The following is a 19,610-nucleotide window of genomic DNA, read 5'->3' on the forward strand; positions in this document are numbered from 1 at the left end:
GTCACCCACTCAGGCAGGAGATCCAAGGATGGCGCGTTTCACACTCGAGAGGGGCCGCTGGTACGGCCGGAGCATGTACCCCGGATATTCCGGCCCCTACTTCTCGCCGATTCGGGTCGTCGAGCTGCGGCCACTTGGGACCGGCAAAAGCCTCATGCAGCTCAGGTTCTTCAACGTCAACTACGCCGCCGGGGTGCAGCTGTTCCAGATGCCGTTGCGCGTCCTCTACCGGGCTCCCGACCACATGCTGGCCGCCCTGGTGGCAGATGCCGACAAGCCGCCGGAGCGCACCGCGGTGATCAGCCCACTGACCTGGGCGTGGCTGAAGACCTGCGATCCGCAACACCGCTTCGACACGAGCTTCAAGGATGCCGAGCAGGCGGCGGCGCACCGCTACCAGCACCTGAACTTCTGAGCGTCTCACCGTCGGCTCCGCATCTGGAAGAAGAAGAAGCGCAGTCCCATGAAGATCGCGGTGGCCACGCCGGAAAGCACCAGCATCTCGGTGTCGCCGAGGCCACGGCTGATGTAGCGACCGGCGATCCCGATCACCAGCAGCACCACCACCAGCGGGGTCATGTCGACGTACTGGAGCGCGGCGCTGTGATAGAGGCTGCGGGCCTTCGCCGGAGTGATCTCCCGCTCCTTGCCGGCCTCCTCGAGCATGCCGCGGATCGCTGCCGGCACACCGCCGCTGGCCTGGGCAACGTGGCGCAGGAAGCGGTCGCGGGTCGCCTCGTCGGTGAAGCGCATGGGATTGTCGGCCAGCCAGCGCTCGGCCAGGGTGCGACTCTCCTCCAGCGGCAACGGCTTGAGCTCCACTTGTATCTGGAAGCGCCACAGCAGCCGGTCGATACGCACCCGGCGGTTGCTGTCGTCCATGCAGGCCACCACCTGCGCGCAGTCGAGGATCACCGCGAACAGCTCGGCCTGGCTGGGAGGCACTTCCAGCGTCTCCAGCAGCACCAGGAAACGCTGACGGCGCAGGCTGTTCTCGAGAAGGGCCACGGTGTCAGCCACCGGCAAGCGACGCAGCGGGCGCACCAGGTCGTTCCAGGGCAGACAGCCCTCCCGCCTGGCCCGTGCCAGGGTGCGCGGCGGCAGCAGTGCCTCGGGCACTGCCAGCCCACAACGCTCGTGGATTTGGCGAGCCAGCTCGAGCAGACTCGATTTGGTCGTGCCGGCCGGCACGAACACCACCGGCAGCTCGCCCCCTTCCAGCCGATCGCGCAGATGACGCAGAAAGGCGCTCTTGCCGATACCGGCGCGACCGTGGATCAACACGTTGGCGCCGCGGCCCGCTGCCGTCAGGGCATCATCTGCCTCGCGTGATCGGCCAACAAATCCCGTAACGTCGTCCACTGGCCACCCCCGAACTCTCTTGCCACATGCTCCCTCATGGCCTCGCTGCGTCGCTGGCGGGCAGCGTAGAGCAGGTCGGCCTGCTCCATTGCCTCGGCCACCGGCCACAGGCTGTCCGGTTCGGCGATGCCCTCCTCCACCTGGCGCTGCTGGTACTCGAGGCGGTCACGCCGGAAGGCGCGCATGCGCTGCGCCTCGTGAAGCTCCAGCATCACCGCCTCCAGCTCTGCCACACTGGCCAGGAAACCGGTCAGCACTCCATCGCGGCTGGCCATCCAGGTACTGCGTGCCTCCGCGGTACGTAGCTCGTGGCTGCGATCGAACAGCGGGATGGTGACGCGGATTCCAGCGTTGGCCCCCGCGGCACCGCCTTCCGCAGTGCCACGCTCGGTCCAGCCGAGAGTGATGTCGCTCGACCAGTCGCGCTGACGGGTCGTTTCGCGGTATTCGGCATGTTGCGCCTGCAGTACGGGATGGACGCGCTGAACCAGGGCGATGGCATCGTCCAGAGGCGCCGCCAGTACCACTTGTGGAGCGGACAATGTCACGGCGGCCGCCAGCACCGTGACGCGGATCATCCGAACAGCTCCCGCTGCACCGGGGTCATGCTCACCAGCACCAGGGAGTGTTGCTGCAGGACCAGCAGCTCCTTCACTTGGGCCAGGGCGTCGTGATCCATGCCCTCGGCCTCGAGGACGATCTGCAGCTTGCCCTCGTCGGTGGTGGTGATCTTCTTCACCTTGGTGGTCAGCTGATCGACCCGGGCATCCACCGGCAGCGGCTGGCCGTCTGCGCTGATGTGGATCATGGCATCGCTGCGCGGGGTGTCGGTATTGGCTTGGGTGGTCATGATGGCAACCTCTCGGCTTCACAACTGCACAGGCGCTCGGGGCGCGGTGCGGGATAGGCGACCGGCTGGACCGGTGGCCGATGATCAGGGTCGACGGTCTCCGCTGGCCCCAGGTAATCCTCAATCACGGTGCGCGCCTGCGCCCAGCCGTGGCAGATCTCGGCGCGATAGCCCTGTCGTGACAGGGCCGCCACCCAGCGACGCTGGGCGTCCGATGGGCGGCCGGTGCGTGTCTTGAGCTCGATGTACAGGCCATGGAAAGGCCCGCTGGCGACCGGCAGGCAGATGTCCGGAACTCCTGACTTCACGCCCTCGGCACGCAGCTTCTGGGCCTCCACCGAGAAACGCACGCGACGGCCGCACTTATCAGTACGCTCCCGGGCAGGCCGCAGTCCTCCGTTGGGGATCGCGTAGAGGAGGTCGAGCACCGGCCATCGGCCGACGGCGAACTCGGCCCACTTGAACAGGGCAACCTGCTCAGCATGCTCGCTGGCATTCATGGCCGTACCCTCCGCACCTGCCCCTTGAGCTCGTCCAGCACGCGCCGGGCCTGGGCGGCATCGGCCCGCCGCAGCCGCGGCAGACGATGTACCCGGGATTGCGGCAGGCACTGTTGGCGGTACAGCTCGCGCAGCTCTGCCACAGTAGGGAAGCGCGGACCGGCAGCGACATGTGCCTTCACCGCCGCCAGGAACAGGCTGTCGTCCAGATGACGGAGCTGGTCCCAGTACACCGCCAGGCGCTCGCGGCACAGCTCAGTGCCATAGGCGGCTGACAGGTACGCCATGCCCTTCTGAAACGTCTCGTCGTGCATGATCTCGTCCTCCTGCGAACAGGGAGTCCAGGGCCATCAGCGTCCCGTTGATGCGGTTGGCTTCGCCATGGCGTGTGGCTTGCGCCACTGGCAGCGGCTCGATGTCCGGCTCCAGCTCGTCCTCCCATCCCCGTCGGCGCAGCCAGGTGGCCGGATACGGGATGAACTGCCCACCCTCGCGGCGCCAGTCCGGCGATGTCCGGGCGAATGCCACCGCCGACAAAATCTGATCGAGCAGAGCGGCATCAGGCTTGAGCGCCTTCCAGGCCTTGAGTGCATCCGCCTTGCCGCGCCGCCGTGGGTAAGCCTTCCAGAACACCGCAAAGTCCCCCATCTGAGCAGCTTCGCTGCCTTTGGCCTGCGGTTCGGTGGTGAACACCTCCCTCAGGAGGTCACCATCCTCCGACGGTTTGTTCGGCCTCGCGCTCGCCGCAGGCGATGCGCAAGAGGGGTTATGTCTGTTCTCTGGTCTGTTCTGGTATGTTCGGGCGGGTGGATCACCCGCGGTTTCGTGGTAAATCACCCGCCCTTTCAGGGGTAATTCACCCGCCCTTTGTCGGCATTCGGCGGGTGAGTCACCCGGGGTTTGTTGGGGTTCACCCGCGGTGGCAGCACCCGCCTTTTCCTCCCCATCGGCGGGTAAACCACCCGCGTTATCTGTCGCCTCACCACTCGGCTCTGCCCACAGCCGGTAGCGAGAGGTTGCCGAGCGTCCACCGCCGCTTTCGGTACGCACCCAGCCGAAGTCCTCCAGCCGGCGGATGGTGCGCTGCACATCCCGCCTGTCGATGCCGGTCAGCTCCGCCAGGGTGCTCACCGCCGGCCAGCAGACCCGGTCCGCACCGGCGTGGGCGTAGAGCACTCCCAGCACGCGAAGATCGCGAGCACCCAGTCGCCTGTCGGTGAAGACCCCAAGCGGCATCCAGGCGAATCCAGGGGAAGCCATCAGGCCACCTCATCCGCCAGCAGGTGTGTCAGCGGAATATCGAGCGCATGTGCTATATGCTTGAGGCGCTGTAAGGTCACCGCCCGCTGGCCGCTCTCGATACGGCTGATCACGCTTTGGTCACAACCGATACGCTCTGCCAGTTGAGCCTGAGTGAGCCCTGACTGCTCACGTAGTTGTTTAAGATTCATCACCGCCTACTCCCACTCATGTCATAATGGTTGTCATATTGACATATCTCAAGGCATGCTTATGCTTATCTGTCATATCCAGGACAGCTAATTTCAGGTGACCTCTACATGGAAATCGTCTCTGCCAGGTTGCGTGCAGCCAGGTTGCAGAAAGGCCTGCACCAGAAAGAGCTCGCGGAAGCTCTCGACATGGATCAGGGCAATCTGTCGCGGGTTGAAAAAGGCAACCGTAGCTTGACCGGCGAGCAGCTGCGCCGAGCCGCCAAGGTGCTGGAAGTCTCGACCGACTACCTGCTCGGGACAGAGCCGGACGGAAGTAACTGGAAACATGAGCCTCTTGGAGAGCAGGCACGACTGGCCACAGACTCTTCCACTCCACCCGGCCTGCGTGAACTTGCCCTGGACGGAAATCTGGTCAGAGTACTGATGATTACCGAACAAGAATGGCATGCCCTCTCCTCCATTTTGCTTCCTGGCGAAGTCGATCGTGATGGCTATGTCCAGTTGCTGTTCACGATCAGGGCCGTGTGTCAGTGAAGCAGCAACGGCGAGCTGATAAGGTAAGGCCTCTGAACAGACAAGATTCATAGGTTCCCGAGCAAGTTGGCTCGGGAGAAATTCATCCGGGGAGGATCGGTTAAGGTAGAGGCAGCGGAAAACATCCTGTATGGCATGGTGTATGGTGTCCGCATAAAGATCGGCTAACCTTTTGTTTTTATTATCCAGATCGATTCCCTTCACCCGCTCCAGTTTCTTCCCGCCCTCCGTGGCCCTCCCTTCCCCGATACACGGGGTCACGATGGAGCTTGCCATGGCCCTCTTCCTGCTGGTCTTCGCCGTCTGCCTGCTGATCTTCGGCGGCATGGTCGGCCTCCTGCTGCTTTCCGGCACGCCGCGCTTTCGCACCGACCCCGTGCAGTTGCTGACGCTCTTCGACCAGGCCCTGGTGGGCCGCGTGAACGAGAGTGAATGGAACGCCATCATGGGCTACCCGATCCGTCACGACGACTATCTGGATGGCGTGCGACGCCGTGCCCAGCGCCTGATGGAAGAGCACGGCAACCACGGCCGCGCCGCCCGCGGCAAGCCGCTGCTGGACGCGACGGGACATGGCGAGCTCGAGGCGCTGCGCGCCCACCTGGCGAGCCGCCAGGCCCTGCGCGAGCGTCAACGCAGCGTGGAATGAGACATCCTGCCGCAAGAGGTAAGATGTCACTTCGCCCGCCAGCCTGAGGGAGGCCGCCGTGCCCAGCGTGATCCGCCAGATTCCCCTCGATACCGCTACCCACCACCATGCCCATGACTTCCATCAGGTGGTTATCGGCCTTCGCGGCCGCGCGGAGTTCGAGATCGAGGGGCTGGGCGGCGCCATCTCGGCGCTCTCCGGCTGCATCGTGCCGGCCAACCATGTGCACTACTACGCAGGCACCGGCGACAACCGCCAGCTGATTCTCGACCTGCCGACCCGATCCGTGGCCCTGACCGGGCACCAGCAGCGACTCTCCCGGCTGTTCGATGCCCCCCGCTTCTTTACCCCGGACGACCCGCTCAAGCGCTACCTGGAATTCCTGCTGCTGGAACTCGAACACTCGGCCCACGACCACGAACAGGGCGAGCGCCTCGCCGCCACCCTGCTGGGCTGCCTGCACAGCCGCCTGGCCCGTGATGAACCGCCGCCTGCCCCGCGACTCGACCTGGAGCGACTCGAGCGTTTCATCGAGGCGCATCTTGCCCGCCGGCTGAGCGTCGCCGACCTGGCCCGAGAAGCGTGCCTCAGCGAGTCGCACTTCCGCGACTGCTTCCGTCAACAGACCGGTCTCACACCCTGGCAATTCGTGCGCAGGCGGCGCCTGGAGGCTGCCCGGCGCCTGCTCGACGAGAGCCGGCTGCCGTTGGCCGAGATCGCCGCCCTCACCGGCTTCAGCACCCAGAGCGCGCTTTCCCACGCCTGTCGCGAGGCGTATGGCCAGCCACCGAGCCGCCTGCGTGGGCGCCTGGCCGCCACGTCCCGGCCCACCGCCGGCGCGCTGGGACGCACCGCTCCCTCACCACGGATTAAGACAAAAGTCTAACCATCTGACGCCATCGTCGGGCAATTACCGCGGTTTTCGCAACAACTCCCGCGGAATCCATAAGCATCATCAGCGCCTGACACCTACAGTCAGGGGCAGGCCAGGCTGCAAGAGCTTCGCCCTCATGGCGCCGGCGAGGCCGGAGAGGGGGTCCAGCCCCGGACGCCACACGAACCGACTGACTGACATCACAGAAGGCCACCACCGGAAGACACCGCCAACAAGCCTCGGAACATCCGGGCGTGGCGAGATCGATACAACAAGGTCAATAAAGTGGTGTCCGACTGCCGACCCCTCGGCACTGGCACCAACCACTTGGAGCCAAGCTCCACCCTGATGAACTGGAGAGTTTTCATGGAAACTGGTGTATGGATCAGCCTGCTGGGCTACTTCGTACTCATGATCGCCATCGGCGTTTATGCGATGCAGAAGGCCACCTCGTCCTCCGAGGACTACATGCTGGGGGGCCGCGGCTTGAGCCCCAAGGTGGCCGCGCTGTCGGCGGGGGCCTCGGACATGAGCGGCTGGCTGCTGCTGGGCCTGCCGGGGGCCATGTTCGTGTCGGGCCTCGGCTCGGCCTGGATCGGCATCGGCCTGCTGGTGGGCGCCTTCTTCAACTGGACCCTGGTGGCGCCGCGTCTGCGTGAACAGACGGTCCACTACGGCAACGCGATCACCATCCCCGAGTTCCTGGCCAACCGCTTCCCGACCCGCGCCCTGTCGCTGCGCACCGTGTCGGCGGTCGTCATCGTGGTGTTCTTCGCGGTCTACACCGCCTCCGGCCTGGTGGCGGGCGGCAAGCTGTTTGAGAGCGCCTTCGCCGGGGTGTTCAACTTCGGCGGCATGAGTGACTACAGCGCCGGGGTCGTCATCACCCTGGGCATCGTGCTGGTCTACACCGTGATCGGTGGCTTCCTGGCCGTCAGCCTGACCGACTTCGTGCAGGGCTGCATCATGATGCTGGCGCTGGTGATCATGCCCGCCGTGGTGCTCTTCGGTGAGGGCGGCGGCGGCTTCGCCCAGGCCTCCCAGACGCTCAATGAGGTGGACCCCTCCCTGCTCACCTGGACCGAGGGCCTGACGATCGTCGGCTGGCTCTCCGCGGTGACCTGGGGCCTGGGCTACTTCGGCCAGCCGCACATCATCGTGCGCTTCATGGCCATCCGCAGCCTCAAGGAGGTTCCGGTGGCACGCAACATCGGCATGTCCTGGATGGCCATCTCGCTGATCGGCGCCGTGTCACTGGGCCTGTTCGGCCGCGCCTTCGCCGTGCGCAACGGCATGGATGTCGAGGACCCGGAGACCATCTTCATCATCCTCGCCGACCTGCTGTTCCACCCGCTGGTCACCGGCTTCCTGTATGCCGCGCTGCTGGCAGCGATCATGAGCACCATCTCCAGCCAGCTGCTGGTCTCCTCCTCGTCGCTGACCGAGGACTTCTACCGGCTCTTCCTGCGCAAGCAGGCTTCCGACAAGGAGACGGTGGCGATCGGTCGCCTGTGCGTGGTGCTGGTGGGCATCGTCGCCGTGATGATCGCCTCCAACCCCGACTCCCAGGTGCTGGGCCTGGTCAGTAACGCCTGGGCAGGCTTCGGCTCGGCCTTCGGCCCGCTGATCATCCTCTCGCTGATGTGGCGGCGCACCAACGGCGCCGGCGCCATCGCCGGCATGGTGGTCGGTGCCCTCACCGTGATGATCTGGATCTCGCTGGGCTGGAACGGCTCCTTCATGGGCGGACCCGGTGTCTACGAGATCATCCCCGGCTTCATCGCGGCCTGGGTGGCCATCATGGTGGTGAGCCTCGCCACCGCCGATGCCGGTGAATATCAGCATATCGAGCGCTAGGTCAGGGCAGGTTCCGCGCTGAACCAAGCAATGTCATGTGGCCCCGCACGCGGGGCCACTTGCAGGAGAGCAACCATGAACCACGCCAACCCGGGTCCCCAGCCGGTCGAGAACGCCCTGCGTACGCGTATCCGCGACCACTACTCTATTGATGAAGCCAGCGTGCTGAAGGGGCTGCTGGAGCAACTCCGACTCTCCGAGGAGGAGCGCCGCCGGATCGCCGAGGCCGGCGCGGGATACGTGGCCCGCGTACGCAAGGAGACCTCCCCCTCGATGATGGAGGCATTCCTGGCCGAATACGGCCTCTCCACCGCCGAGGGGGTCGGCCTGATGTGCCTGGCCGAGGCCCTGCTGCGGGTCCCCGATGCCGAGACCATCGACGACCTGATTCACGACAAGATCGAGCCGTCGGACTGGGGCGCCCACCTGGGCAAGTCCTCGTCATCGATGGTCAACGCCTCGACCTGGGCACTGATGCTGACCGGCAAGGTGCTCGACGACGATCCCAAGGGGCCGGTGCGTGCGCTGCGCGGCCTGGTGCGACGCATGGGCGAGCCCGTGGTACGCACCGCAGTGGGCCAGTCGATGCGCATCCTCGGCCGCCAGTTCGTGCTCGGCCAGACCATCGAGGAGGGCATGAAGAATGCCCGTGACCTCGAGAAGCAGGGTTACACCTACTCCTACGACATGCTCGGCGAGGCGGCTCGCACAGACGAGGACGCCCTGCGTTATCACCAGGCCTACGCCGCGGCGATCGCGGCAATCGCCAAGCAGGCCAAGGGCGACGTGCGTGGCAGCCCCGGCATCTCGGTCAAGCTCTCGGCGCTGCACCCGCGCTACGAGACCACCCACCGCGAGACCGTGATGGAGGTGCTGGTGCCGCGCGCCAAGGAGCTGGTGCAGCAGGCAGCGAAGGCCAACATCGGCTTCAACATCGACGCCGAGGAGCAGGACCGCCTGGACCTCTCGCTGGACGTGATCGAGGCGCTGATGGCCGACCCCAGCCTCGACGGCTGGGACGGCTTCGGGATCGTGGTGCAGGCCTACGGCCGCCGCGCCGCCCCGGTGATCGAGGCGCTCTACGACCTCGCCGAGCGCCACGACCGGCGCATCATGATACGCCTGGTCAAGGGCGCCTACTGGGACACCGAGATCAAGCTGGCCCAGGAGATGGGCGTCGAGACCTTCCCGGTCTTCACCCGCAAGGTCAACACCGACGTCAGCTACATGGCCTGTGCGCGGCTCCTGCTCGAGCGGCGGGACCGCATCTACCCGCAGTTCGCCACCCACAACGCCCACACCTGCGCCGCCATCGTGGCCATGGCGGGCGACGACAAGGACAGCTACGAGTTCCAGCGCCTGCACGGCATGGGCGAATCGCTGCACCAGATCGTCAAGGAGACCGAGGGGACCCACTGCCGCATCTACGCCCCGGTGGGCGCCCACCGCGACCTGCTCGCCTACCTGGTGCGTCGCCTGCTGGAGAACGGGGCCAACTCCTCGTTCGTCAACCAGGTGGTGGACGACTCGATCCCCCCGAGCGAGGTGGCCCGGGACCCGGTGGCCGGCCTGCTCGAGCTGGGCGACACCATTGCCAGCCCCATGATCCGCCAGCCCGGCGAGCTCTTCGCGCCTGACCGGAAGAACTCCCGTGGCTACCGCATCAATGAGCCCGCCTCCATCCTGCCGCTGCTGAAGGCCCGCGAGGCGTTCGCCGACACTACCTGGCGCGCCGGCCCCATGCTGGCCGGCAGCCCCGCGCCCCGGGGCGAGGCCCGTGATGCCCTCTCACCCGCCGACGGCACCCGGGTCGTCGGCCAGGTACATGAGGCCACGCCTGAGGAGGTGACGGCCGCCCTCGACGCCGCCGAGGCGGGCTTCCAGGAGTGGTCGGCGCGCCCCGTGGCCGACCGCGCCGAGGTACTGCGCCGTACCGCCGACCTCTACGAGGAGCACATCGCCGAGCTGACGGTGATCTGCACCCGCGAGGCGGGCAAGATGATGTTCGACGGCATCGCCGAGGTGCGCGAAGCGGTCGACTTCCTGCGCTACTACGCCAACGAGTGCGAGCGGCTGGAGACGGAGGAGCCCGGCAGCGCTCGGGGCACCTTCGTCTGCATCAGCCCCTGGAACTTCCCGTTGGCCATCTTCACCGGCCAGATCGCCGCGGCCCTGGCGGCCGGCAACGCGGTGCTCGCCAAGCCTGCCGAGCAGACCCCGCTGATCGCCGCGCGGGCCGTCGAGCTGATGCGCGAGGCGGGCCTGCCCGAGGCGGCGCTGCAGCTGCTGCCCGGCGATGGCCCGACCGTGGGCGCGCCGCTGACCAGCGATCCACGCATCGCTGGGGTCTGCTTCACCGGCTCCACCGAGGTGGCGCAGATCATCCACAAGACCCTGGCACAGAACGCCGGGCCGGATGCCATCCTGATCGCCGAGACCGGCGGCCTGAACGCCATGATCGTGGACTCCACGGCGCTGACCGAGCAGGCGGTGCGCGACATCCTGATCTCCTCCTTCCAGTCGGCCGGCCAGCGCTGCTCGGCGCTGCGCATGCTCTATGTTCAGGAGGAGGCGCGCGAGCGGCTGCTGCATATGCTCGACGGCGCCATGGACGCGCTGACCATCGGCGACCCCTGGAACACCGACACCGACGTCTCGCCGGTGATCGACGCCGAGGCCCAGGCCGACATCAGCGCCTACGTGGCGGAGAAGGAAAAGGCCGGCAATGTATTGAAAAAGCTGCCCGCGCCGGATGTCGGCACCTTCGTCACCCCCGCCGTGGTCGAGGTCAGCGGGATCGAGGACCTCGAGCGCGAGATCTTCGGCCCGGTGCTCCACGTGGCCACCTTCAAGGCGCGCGACATCGACAAGGTGGTGGACACCATCAACGACCGTGGCTACGGCCTCACCTTCGGCCTGCACACCCGCATCGACGACCGCGTGCAGCAGATCGTCGAGCGCATCCACGTGGGCAACATCTATGTCAATCGCAACCAGATCGGCGCCATCGTCGGCTCCCAGCCCTTCGGCGGCGAGGGGCTCTCGGGCACCGGCCCCAAGGCGGGCGGCCCGCTCTACGTCAACCGCTTCCGGCGTACCGCCCGGGAGGAGCGCCTCGCGGCGCCCGAGGGTGACGCCATCGGCAAGGAGGCGCTGCAGGCGGCGCTGGATGGCCTCGATGCGCGCAACTGGTCGGCGCGCCCCGATCGCGTGGAGGTGCTGCGTCGCGCCCTCTCCGGCAAGGGCGGGGTGATCCGCAAGGCGCTGGCCGAGACCGCGGCGCTGGACATGACGCCCCAGACGCTGCCCGGACCCACCGGGGAGAGCAACCGCCTGTCGATGTACCCGAAGGGCATGGTGCTGTGCCTCGGCCCGACCCTGGAGATCGCCATCGCCCAGGCGGTACAGGCACTCGGCTGCGGCTCCCCTGCGCTGGTGGTCGCCCCGGGGGCGAGCCAGGCGGTGGGGCCGCTGGTCGAGGCGGGAGCACCGGTCGCCGGCCTCGACGGCAGCGTGGCGGCCGAGACGCTGACCGAGCTTGCGGGCATCGCCAGCGTCGCCGCGGCCGGCACCAGCGACTGGACCCGCGAGCTGCGCCTGGCGCTGGCCGCGCGCGAAGGCGCCATCGTGCCGCTGGAGACCCAGGCCATCGCCCCGGAGCGCTACGTGGTGGAGCGTCACCTGTGCATCGACACCACCGCGGCGGGGGGCAACGCCAGTCTGCTGGCCACGGCCGAGTAGGCCAGGCAGGACGCGCGAGGGTATCCCCCTCGCGCCATCCCACCCACACCGTGCAGGCCCTCGCCTGCCCCTTCCCACCAGCGGGCCGCCCTCGGGCGGCCCGCTGCGTTTGCGGCGTTTTTCGGCGGGCCGGTCTACCCCGAGAGCGCCCGCCCCGCCAGCAGCAGGGTGAAGACGACCAGGGCCCCCAGCCGCCAGGCTGACGACGGCGCTCGCCTGGCCCTCTCCATCACCAGTGGGGCGGAAAAGGCCGCCCCCAGGGTGGCGGCACCCAGCAGCACCAGCGGCAACTTCAGCGGCATGGGCAGGGCACCGATCAGCTCGGGCTCGAACAGCAGCCATACCGCCAGGCCGGCGGCCAGCAGCAGTCCCACCAGGGTCAGTCGGCTCTCGTCCCGCGGGCTCGCGTCTCCCATCCCGGCGCCTCCATGGTTAGTCCCCCCGTAAGTGAAGCCGATAGCGGCGAGTTCGGCGACCTGTCGTCAGACGGAGACAATTCTCAGAACGTCGAATCCACGCCAAGGGTGGCCCCGCAGGTGGCAGTTCACCGCACTGCATCATTTCCTTGCGCTGGATCAACTCCCTCAGCGGGAAGCGCGGCTACACTGAACTTATCTTCCCTTGCGGCGTCGTGCCGCACCCGAGCCAGCAGGAGCCGAAACCATGCGCAAGAGTGCCCTCACCACCCTGATCGCGGCGAGCGTCGCCGCCGCTGCCGTCACCGCCAGCACCCAGGCCTTCGCTTACGGCGCCGGCGACTTCTTCACCCGTGTCGGCGTGGCCAAGGTCGAGCCCAAGAGCGATAACGGATCACTGGCGAATGGAGCATTGGAAGTTGATGTCCAGGACGATAGCGCCTTCGCCTTTACCCTGGGCTACCGCTTCACCGACAAGCTGGGCGTCGAGCTGCTGGCCGCCGAGCCCTTCGATCATGACATTGAACTGAACGGCGCCAACCTGGCCTCCACCGAGCATCTGCCGCCGACCCTGACCCTGCAGTACTACCCGCTGGGCGGCACCGACGCCTATGTGCAGCCCTATGCCGGCGTGGGCGTCAACTACACCAAGTTCTCCGACGAAGAAGTGCAAGGTAGCACCCTGGAGCTGGATGACTCCTGGGGTGCCGCCGGCCAGCTGGGCGTGGACCTGCTGATCGACGACAACTGGGCCCTCAACGGCGCGGTCTGGTATATGGATATCGACTCCGACGTCAAGGTGGGCGGTGCCGACGCCGGCAAGGTCGAGATCGACCCGGTGGTGGTGATGGGTGGCATCAGCTACCGCTTCTGATCCGCAGCCGACACCGAACGCAGCGGGGCCCGCCAATGGCGGGCCCCGCTGCGTTATGGTCCGGCTATCCGTCGAACCGGCCACCGGGTGGCCGGTTCAGTTCTCGGTGACCAGGCGGTCGATCTCCTCCACCGCCTGGCAGAGCAGCAGCCGGTCGCTGGCGCGCACCCCCTCCTGGGTGAGATAGGCCTCCAGCGCCGGGGCCACGTCACAGCGTGCCGGCAACGCGGCGCGCCGCTCCACCAGGGCGTCCAGGCGGGCGATAAACACGAAGCGCAGCCACTGGGGCAGCGCCATGGTATCGACGCAGAAGGGCTGCTGGCTGTCGAACGCCGCGGGGTCGGGCGTCTCCATGCGCCACAGGTTGGCAGCCTTCATGGTGGCCTCGAGCCGGCGCAGGGATTGGTCGAGTTCGTCGTGAACCGTCATCGGGGAAACTCCATGCGGGTGTGGGGCCATTATCCCGCCCCCGGCGGCGAGTGGCCACCCGCCGCACCGCTGTCCACTCCCCATTCACAGTTTCCGTGAACGGGGCTGTGGATAACCGCTGGAAAGAGTTCGCCAGCCCCGATGTCATGGGCGCCGGCGGCCGGCGGTCAAGATTTGACCATTGCCCCGGGATCCACGGCGAACCTGCTGACAGCCCATCGATGCCGCGGTAGAGTGCACGCTCTGACAAGCGGAGATGCCATGCAACCCATCCACACCCTTCACGATTTCTTCGTGCGCAGCGGTGCCGAGGTGCGGCTCTACCACCTTGGCCGGCGCGTGGAGCCCTGCGAGATGGCCACCCTGGCGGCCCTGGAGGATGACGCGGCGCCCTGGCCCGCCCCCTGGCAGGGCCAGGCCAGGCTGGGCCTGGTCTTCCGCCTGGGTGACATGCAGGACCCGCTGATCTGGTTCCTGGCGCTGCCCCTGGATGAACAGGGGCGCCTCGACCCGGCATCCCGCGATGCCTTCGTGCAGCGGCTGCTCGAGACCCTGGGGCGCAGCGTGGAGAGCGTCGGCCGCGAGGATGGCCAGGCGGTGGATAACCTGATGAAGGACAATCCCCTGGCATTCACCCCCTCGCTGCCCTTCCAGGCCATGCTGCACGCCCGCGCCAGTTGCGACCTGGGCCGTCCGGCCAGCCAGCACCTGGAGCCGGTGGAGGCCTACCTAAGCGGCCAGCAGGCCCTCGACTGGCAGGCACTCGGCCTCCAGGGGCTGGCCGACTTCGCGGTGCGCATGGGCGACGAGGAGCGCCGCCAGCTGGTCGCGCGGCTTCCCGACCTGCCCCACGCGGTACTGATCTCGCTGTGCTACTGCCTGGAGCATGTGGCCATCGATGGCGAGTTGGCCGCTGCTCTGCGCACCCGGGGCGAGGCGGCCGCCGAGGCCGGTGACGTGGAGGCCCTGTGTGCCTGTGTGCGCGCCGTCTCGGGAAGCGAGGCCGCCGGCGCCTGGTTCGACAGCCTGCTCGCCGATGCCCACGCCTGTGGTCCCGACCTGCTGGCGGCCATCGCCGCACGCGGCTGGCCCCTGCTCGAGGATGGCCAGCGGCTGCCGCGCTATCTGGAGCGCCTGGCCAGCTGCGAGCAGGCCGACTTCATGACAGTGGCCCGCGACCTGGCCCTGATTCCCAGGCTGCGACTGCCGGTGCTGATGACCCTGCGCGAGGCGCCCGCCGACTCGCCCATCGGCCGGCGGCTCGCGGCCCTGACGCGCTGAAGGCGAGAACGATCCATGACGATGATGAAGGAACTGCCGTATACCCCCAAGGCGGTGATCGGCCGCCGCGAGATGGTCGAGCTGCCGGAGATGCACCTCGTGCTGTGCGCCAAGGCGGATACCGGGGCACGCACCTCGGCGCTGCACGCCGAGGACATCGAATCCTTCGAGGAGGACGGCCACCTGTGGGTCAGCTTCACCACCCGCAGCGGGGGCCCCGAGACGCCGCCCCACGTCTTTCGCATGCACCTCCACGACCGCCGCAAGGTGCGCAGCTCCAACGGCCAGGAGGAGTGGCGCTACGTGATCCGCACGCCCATGCGCCTCGGCTCGCTGGAGTACCAGGTGGAGCTCTCTCTGACCGACCGTCGCAATATGCGCCACCCCATGCTGCTGGGCCGCCGCGCCCTACGCCGCCTGCTAGTGGCGCCCGGCGCCGCCTTCCTGCACGGCGAACCCTGAACCGACCGGCCCATCGTCCCGGAGCTACTCGATGCATATCGCGCTGCTGTCACGCAATCGCAACCTCTACTCCACGCGGCGCCTGGTGGAGGCCGCCGAGGCGCGCGGCCACACCGCCCGGGTGGTCGACACCCTGCGCTGCTACATGAGCATCGCCGCCCACAACCCCTCGATCCACTACAAGGGGGAGGAGCTGGAGCCCTTCGACGCGGTGGTGCCGCGTATCGGTGCCTCGGTGACCTTCTACGGCTGTGCGGTGCTGCGTCAGTTCGAGATGATGGGCACCTATGTGCTCAACGATAACGTCTCGATCACCCGCTCCCGGGACAAGCTGCGCTCGCTGCAGCTGCTGTCGCGCAAGGGCCTGGGCCTGCCGATCACCGGTTTCGCCCACTCCCCCGACGATATCCCCGACCTGATCACCATGGTCAAGGGCGCCCCGCTGGTCATCAAGCTGCTCGAGGGCACCCAGGGCATCGGCGTGGTGCTGGCCGAGACCAATCAGGCGGCGGAGAGCGTGATCCAGGCCTTCATGGGCATGAAGGCCAATATCATGGTCCAGGAGTACATCAAGGAGGCCCGCGGCGCCGATATCCGCTGCTTCGTGATCGGCGACAAGGTGGTGGCGGCCATGAAGCGCCAGGCCGCCGATGGCGAGTTCCGCTCCAACCTGCACCGCGGCGGCACCGCCAGCGTGATCCGCATCACGCCGGAAGAGCGCTCCACGGCGATCCGCGCCGCCAAGGCCATGGGCCTGAGGGTGGCCGGCGTCGACCTGCTGCGTGCCAATCACGGCCCGGTGATCATGGAGGTCAACTCCTCGCCAGGGCTGCAGGGGATCGAGACGGCCACCGGCAAGGATATCGCCGGGTTGATCATCGAACACCTGGAGAAGAATGCCGCCCCGGCCCGCAAGACACCGCCTAAGCCCAAGGGGTAATTGCCAGTTGTGCACAGGCCAGGCCCAATGGGCATCGCGGATTCCACACTTATTCCAGTCCGGGGGTAGCAAAACAGTGTTTCCCCGGCCACAATCTGCGTCACCAAAGGGGGTGACCGCTCATGTTTCTCGACAATCGCCAGGTGGCGATGGACAGCGTGCTGGAAGCGCTGGCCGATAGCATCGACTACTTTCAGGACAATCTGGAGCGCCTGCGCCCATCGCTGCGCGACGCCCTCAAGCCGCACTATGAGGCGCGCAGCCAGTCGATGCGCGAGTTGCAGGAGCTCGCCCGGGAGCATCTCAACATGCTGCCCCGGGACGCCGACGTCGAGCGCGACGATTACATGTGGCTGTGGAGCCGGCTGAAGAGCTTCGTCGGCAACGAGAGCCAGGTGGTGATCGGGGAACTGCTGGAGCAGGAACGCGTGCTGATGCAGGCACTCTCCAACCTGATGACCCACCCCCTGCCCGATGCCCTGGAGCCAAAGGTAGAGGAGTGCTGGAAGGGCTGCCGGGCGCTGATCCGCGAGCTCTACACGCTGCAGAAGAGCCGCCCCAAGCGGCGCTGAGCACTCTTGTCCGAATGGCGCTGAAGGCTTATGTCCGAGTGACGCTGAAGGCTTATGTTCGAGTGACGCTGAAGGCTTATTCCCGAATGGCGCTGAAGGCTCTGGGTGACACCTAGGGCTGCTGATCAGCGCCGCTCTGCTGGCGGTCCCGGCGTATCGTCGGCCCAGCCCTGCGGTGGCAGACGCTGCGGCACGATCACCAGCGGCTCTCTAGGGCCCAGGAAGTGGGGCTCACGCCCCCACAGGTAGAGATCCCCCAGGGTGGCCAGGCGCGCCACCCACTCCCGCGCCGCCAGCCGCCACTGGCCCCTCACCTCCCGTGTCGATACCGCGCAGCCCTGGGCCTCGATGCCCAGCGCCTCGGCGATGAACAGCGCCCGGGGCAGGTGCCAGGCCTGGGTGACCAGCAGTGCACGCTCCACGCCGAATACCTGGCGGGCTCGGGCCAGGGTATCGAAGGTACTGAAACCGGCGTAGTCCAGCGTCATGGCGGTTTCGGGCACCTCGCGGCCGCGCAGGTCGCGCCACATGGTGATGGGTTCGTTGTAGGAGAGGGTGCGGTTGTCGCCGGAGAGCAGCAGGTGGTCGACGCGGCCCAGGCTCAGCAGCTGCGCCGCGGCGCTCATGCGCGCCTCGAAGTAGGGATTGCGGACCCCGCTGCGGGTCCAGTGTGAGGTGCCAAAGACGATGCCCACCCGTTCGGCACGGCACATCGGCAGATCATGCTCGATACGCTCACGGGTCTCTCCCAGCACCCAGAGGTTGGCGAGCAGCAACAGCAGAGCCGCCAGCAGCACCGCCGTGCCCAGCGCCATCAGGATGGCCCGGAGGGCCCGCCATGCTGCCAACTTCATCGGCATCTCCTGTACCCCCTGCGTGCGGCACGTCCCGGTCGATCTCCCCGAGGTGCCGCGAGCACAGGCCGCTAGAACATGCCGAGCTCGAGCTTGGCCTCGTCGCTCATCATCTCACGGCTCCAGGGCGGATCGAAGACGATCTCGGTGTGTACCTTGCTGATCTGCGGGGCACCGAGGATCTTGTTGCGCGCTTCGGCGGCGATCACGTCGCCCATGCCGCAGCCCGGCGCGGTGAGCGTCATGCGGATGGTGACGATGCGCTCGCCGCTGATCAGCCGCTCGAGGCGACAGCCGTAGACCAGCCCCAGGTCGACGATATTGACCGGGATCTCCGGGTCGAAACAGGTGCGCAGCTGGTCCCACACGAACTGCTCGATCTCCTCGTCGGAGGCGTCCTCGGGCAGGGTCGGGCGCGGCAGCGCCTCCAGGCCCAGGGCGTCGAGGTTGGCGCCCTCGATCAGGTAGAGGCGCCCCTCGAAGCCGACACTGACCGTGCTGCCCTTGGCCTGCATCACGCTGACCACGCTGTCCTCGGCGAGGGTCACGGTCTTGCCGAAGGGGATGGAGATCACCTCCACGTCGCGCTGCAAGGGCAGTTCCTGCCCCTTGTGGAGGCTCGCTATCTGCTCGATATCGCTCATGGCGTTCCTTTATCTGGCGGATTCCCTGTCCGACCGGGGCTTACCTGACCATGCCGATGACGCGTTCCAGGGCCTCGGCGAAGACGTCGATCTCTTCCAGGGTGTTGTAGGCGGCGAACGATGCCCGGCAGGTGGCGTCCACGCCGAAGTGGGCGAGCAGCGGCTGGGCACAGTGGTGACCGGTACGGATCGCCACCCCGAGCTGGTCGATCAGCAGACCGATATCCTGGGCATGGGCGCCGTCGACCACGAACGACAGCACCCCGGCCTTGTCCGGGGCGGTGCCCAGGATGCGCAGGCCATCGATGTGCAGGACCCGCTCGGTGGCGTGGGCCAGCAGCCGGCCCTCCCAGGCGCCGATGGCGTCGAGACCGACGCCGGCGACCCACTTCAGCGCCTCGCCCAGGGCGATCACTTCGGCGATGGCCGGGGTGCCGGCCTCGAACTTGTGGGGAAGCCCGGCGAAGGTGGTGCCGGCCTCGAAGGAGACCGTGGCGATCATCTCGCCACCGCCCTGCCAGGGCGGCATCGCCTCGAGCAGCTCGGCCTTGCCGTAGAGCACGCCGACACCGGTGGGGCCGTAGACCTTGTGCCCGGAGAAGGCATAGAAGTCGGCATCGATGTCGCGCACATCCACCGCCTGGTGGGGCGTGGCCTGGGCGCCGTCGACCAGGATCAGCGCGCCGTGGGCATGGGCGATCGCCGCCATCGCCTTGACCGGGTTGACCGTGCCGAAGGCGTTGGAGACATGGTTCACCGCCACCAGCCGGGTGCGCTCGGTGAAGAGCTCGCGGTAGGCGTCGAGGTCGAGAACGCCGCGCTCGTCCACCGGGATCACCTTGATGGTGAAGCCGAGCTCGGCGGCCAGCAGCTGCCAGGGCACGATATTGGAGTGGTGCTCGAGGCGCGAGATCAGCACCTCGTCGCCGGCCTTGAGGTTGGCGCGCCCCCAGCTGTTGGCCACCAGATTGATCGCCTCGGTGGTGCCGCGGGTGAAGATGATCTCGCGGGTCTCGGCTGCGTTCAGGAAACCGCGCACCGTCTCCCGGGTGCACTCGAAGGCCGCCGTGGCCTCGTCTGCCAGGGTATGCAGCCCGCGGTGAATATTGGCGTTGTAGCCGCCATAGTAGGCGTCGAACGCCGCGATCACCTGGCGCGGGGTCTGGCTGGTCGCCGCGTTGTCGAGATAGACCAGCGGCCTGCCATGCACCTGGCGGGAGAGGATCGGGAAGTCCGCGCGGATCGCCGCGACATCGAGACTCGGCATCGCCGCGGCACGGGTGGCCAGGTCGTTCATGGCAGGCTCCTCCTCATGGG

The 19,610-nt window shown here is 67.3% G+C and carries 23 protein-coding genes; 11 read left to right on the forward strand and 12 right to left on the reverse strand.

The window, feature by feature from the left end:
* Window positions 1-28 precede the first annotated feature (28 nt).
* Window positions 29-415, forward strand: a complete 387-nt coding sequence (locus LWH48_RS06560) for a hypothetical protein (RefSeq protein WP_232911943.1) — start codon at window positions 29-31, stop codon at window positions 413-415.
* A 5-nt stretch (window positions 416-420) separates the two neighbouring features.
* Here LWH48_RS06560 and LWH48_RS06565 read toward each other — a convergent pair whose 3' ends face one another.
* From LWH48_RS06565 to LWH48_RS06595, 7 genes are read right to left on the reverse strand one after another with little or no spacing between them, the layout of a single operon-like run.
* Window positions 421-1,284, reverse strand: a complete 864-nt coding sequence (locus LWH48_RS06565) for a hypothetical protein (protein ID WP_232911944.1) — start codon at window positions 1,282-1,284, stop codon at window positions 421-423.
* Window positions 1,285-1,307: 23 nt separating this feature from the next.
* Complete coding sequence (locus tag LWH48_RS06570; RefSeq protein ID WP_232911945.1) at window positions 1,308-1,940, reverse strand: hypothetical protein; 633 nt, start codon at window positions 1,938-1,940, stop codon at window positions 1,308-1,310.
* Window positions 1,937-2,212 carry a hypothetical protein gene (locus LWH48_RS06575; protein WP_232911946.1) on the reverse strand — a complete coding sequence of 92 codons (276 nt, stop codon included), beginning with the start codon at window positions 2,210-2,212 and terminating at the stop codon, window positions 1,937-1,939. Before LWH48_RS06575 ends, LWH48_RS06570 begins: the two co-directional genes overlap by 4 nt.
* Complete coding sequence (locus LWH48_RS06580) at window positions 2,209-2,712, reverse strand: VRR-NUC domain-containing protein (RefSeq protein ID WP_232911947.1); 504 nt, start codon at window positions 2,710-2,712, stop codon at window positions 2,209-2,211. The genes LWH48_RS06575 and LWH48_RS06580 overlap by 4 nt, the downstream gene beginning before the upstream one ends.
* Window positions 2,709-2,999 (reverse strand): hypothetical protein, encoded by a 291-nt coding sequence (locus tag LWH48_RS06585; RefSeq protein WP_232911948.1) that lies wholly within the window; start codon window positions 2,997-2,999, stop codon window positions 2,709-2,711. Before LWH48_RS06585 ends, LWH48_RS06580 begins: the two co-directional genes overlap by 4 nt.
* A complete protein-coding gene (locus LWH48_RS06590; protein ID WP_232911949.1) occupies window positions 2,968-3,972 on the reverse strand; it encodes a helix-turn-helix domain-containing protein in 1,005 nt (334 codons plus the stop codon). The genes LWH48_RS06585 and LWH48_RS06590 overlap by 32 nt, the downstream gene beginning before the upstream one ends.
* Window positions 3,972-4,163 (reverse strand): helix-turn-helix domain-containing protein, encoded by a 192-nt coding sequence (locus tag LWH48_RS06595; RefSeq protein WP_232911950.1) that lies wholly within the window; start codon window positions 4,161-4,163, stop codon window positions 3,972-3,974. Before LWH48_RS06595 ends, LWH48_RS06590 begins: the two co-directional genes overlap by 1 nt.
* Before the next feature lie 108 nt (window positions 4,164-4,271).
* Between LWH48_RS06595 and LWH48_RS06600 the strand changes: the two genes are divergently transcribed.
* The 5 genes from LWH48_RS06600 to putA all read left to right on the forward strand — a co-directional run bounded on the left by LWH48_RS06600 (window position 4,272) and on the right by putA (window position 11,821).
* The gene (locus LWH48_RS06600; RefSeq protein ID WP_232911951.1) at window positions 4,272-4,700 is read left to right on the forward strand and encodes a helix-turn-helix domain-containing protein; all 429 of its coding nucleotides are present in this window, start codon (window positions 4,272-4,274) and stop codon (window positions 4,698-4,700) included.
* Window positions 4,701-4,974: 274 nt separating this feature from the next.
* A complete protein-coding gene (locus LWH48_RS06605) occupies window positions 4,975-5,349 on the forward strand; it encodes a hypothetical protein (RefSeq protein WP_232911952.1) in 375 nt (124 codons plus the stop codon).
* A gap of 58 nt (window positions 5,350-5,407) precedes the next feature.
* Complete coding sequence (locus LWH48_RS06610; protein ID WP_232911953.1) at window positions 5,408-6,235, forward strand: helix-turn-helix domain-containing protein; 828 nt, start codon at window positions 5,408-5,410, stop codon at window positions 6,233-6,235.
* A gap of 354 nt (window positions 6,236-6,589) precedes the next feature.
* On the forward strand, window positions 6,590-8,080 hold the full coding sequence (gene putP, locus LWH48_RS06615) for a sodium/proline symporter PutP (RefSeq protein WP_232911954.1): 1,491 nt from the start codon (window positions 6,590-6,592) through the stop codon (window positions 8,078-8,080).
* Window positions 8,081-8,155: 75 nt separating this feature from the next.
* Window positions 8,156-11,821, forward strand: coding sequence for a bifunctional proline dehydrogenase/L-glutamate gamma-semialdehyde dehydrogenase PutA (gene putA / locus LWH48_RS06620; RefSeq protein ID WP_232911955.1), 3,666 nt, complete (start codon window positions 8,156-8,158; stop codon window positions 11,819-11,821).
* Between the two features lie 134 nt (window positions 11,822-11,955).
* On the opposite strand, the gene LWH48_RS06625 is transcribed toward putA, so the two are convergent.
* On the reverse strand, window positions 11,956-12,237 hold the full coding sequence (locus tag LWH48_RS06625) for a hypothetical protein (protein WP_232911956.1): 282 nt from the start codon (window positions 12,235-12,237) through the stop codon (window positions 11,956-11,958).
* A 247-nt stretch (window positions 12,238-12,484) separates the two neighbouring features.
* Here LWH48_RS06625 and LWH48_RS06630 point away from each other — a divergent pair, with 247 nt between their 5' ends.
* Entirely contained in the window at window positions 12,485-13,111 is a 627-nt protein-coding gene (locus tag LWH48_RS06630) for an OmpW/AlkL family protein (RefSeq protein ID WP_232911957.1), read from the forward strand.
* A 96-nt stretch (window positions 13,112-13,207) separates the two neighbouring features.
* On the opposite strand, the gene LWH48_RS06635 is transcribed toward LWH48_RS06630, so the two are convergent.
* Entirely contained in the window at window positions 13,208-13,540 is a 333-nt protein-coding gene (locus tag LWH48_RS06635; RefSeq protein ID WP_232911958.1) for a YqcC family protein, read from the reverse strand.
* A 261-nt stretch (window positions 13,541-13,801) separates the two neighbouring features.
* Here LWH48_RS06635 and LWH48_RS06640 point away from each other — a divergent pair, with 261 nt between their 5' ends.
* The 4 genes from LWH48_RS06640 (at window position 13,802) to LWH48_RS06655 (ending at window position 16,795) form a co-directional block, all read left to right on the forward strand.
* Window positions 13,802-14,821 carry a DUF3549 family protein gene (locus tag LWH48_RS06640; RefSeq protein ID WP_232911959.1) on the forward strand — a complete coding sequence of 340 codons (1,020 nt, stop codon included), beginning with the start codon at window positions 13,802-13,804 and terminating at the stop codon, window positions 14,819-14,821.
* Between the two features lie 24 nt (window positions 14,822-14,845).
* Window positions 14,846-15,283: an ATP-dependent zinc protease family protein gene (locus tag LWH48_RS06645; protein ID WP_161433130.1), complete on the forward strand. Its 438-nt coding sequence runs from the start codon at window positions 14,846-14,848 to the stop codon at window positions 15,281-15,283.
* A gap of 31 nt (window positions 15,284-15,314) precedes the next feature.
* Window positions 15,315-16,223: a 30S ribosomal protein S6--L-glutamate ligase gene (gene rimK, locus LWH48_RS06650; protein WP_232911960.1), complete on the forward strand. Its 909-nt coding sequence runs from the start codon at window positions 15,315-15,317 to the stop codon at window positions 16,221-16,223.
* 122 nt (window positions 16,224-16,345) lie between these two features.
* Window positions 16,346-16,795 (forward strand): hypothetical protein, encoded by a 450-nt coding sequence (locus tag LWH48_RS06655; protein WP_161432611.1) that lies wholly within the window; start codon window positions 16,346-16,348, stop codon window positions 16,793-16,795.
* A gap of 125 nt (window positions 16,796-16,920) precedes the next feature.
* Here the strand turns inward: LWH48_RS06655 and LWH48_RS06660 are convergent, their stop codons facing one another.
* From LWH48_RS06660 to LWH48_RS06670, 3 genes are all read right to left on the reverse strand, one after another.
* A complete protein-coding gene (locus LWH48_RS06660; RefSeq protein ID WP_232911961.1) occupies window positions 16,921-17,649 on the reverse strand; it encodes a SanA/YdcF family protein in 729 nt (242 codons plus the stop codon).
* Between the two features lie 71 nt (window positions 17,650-17,720).
* Entirely contained in the window at window positions 17,721-18,293 is a 573-nt protein-coding gene (gene sufT, locus LWH48_RS06665) for a putative Fe-S cluster assembly protein SufT (RefSeq protein ID WP_232911962.1), read from the reverse strand.
* A gap of 40 nt (window positions 18,294-18,333) precedes the next feature.
* Window positions 18,334-19,590 (reverse strand): cysteine desulfurase, encoded by a 1,257-nt coding sequence (locus LWH48_RS06670; protein WP_232911963.1) that lies wholly within the window; start codon window positions 19,588-19,590, stop codon window positions 18,334-18,336.
* Between the last annotated feature and the right edge of the window lie 20 nt (window positions 19,591-19,610).

Origin of the sequence: Halomonas sp. G15 (assembly GCF_021282295.1) — a bacterium.
Lineage (GTDB): Bacteria > Pseudomonadota > Gammaproteobacteria > Pseudomonadales > Halomonadaceae > Halomonas > Halomonas alimentaria.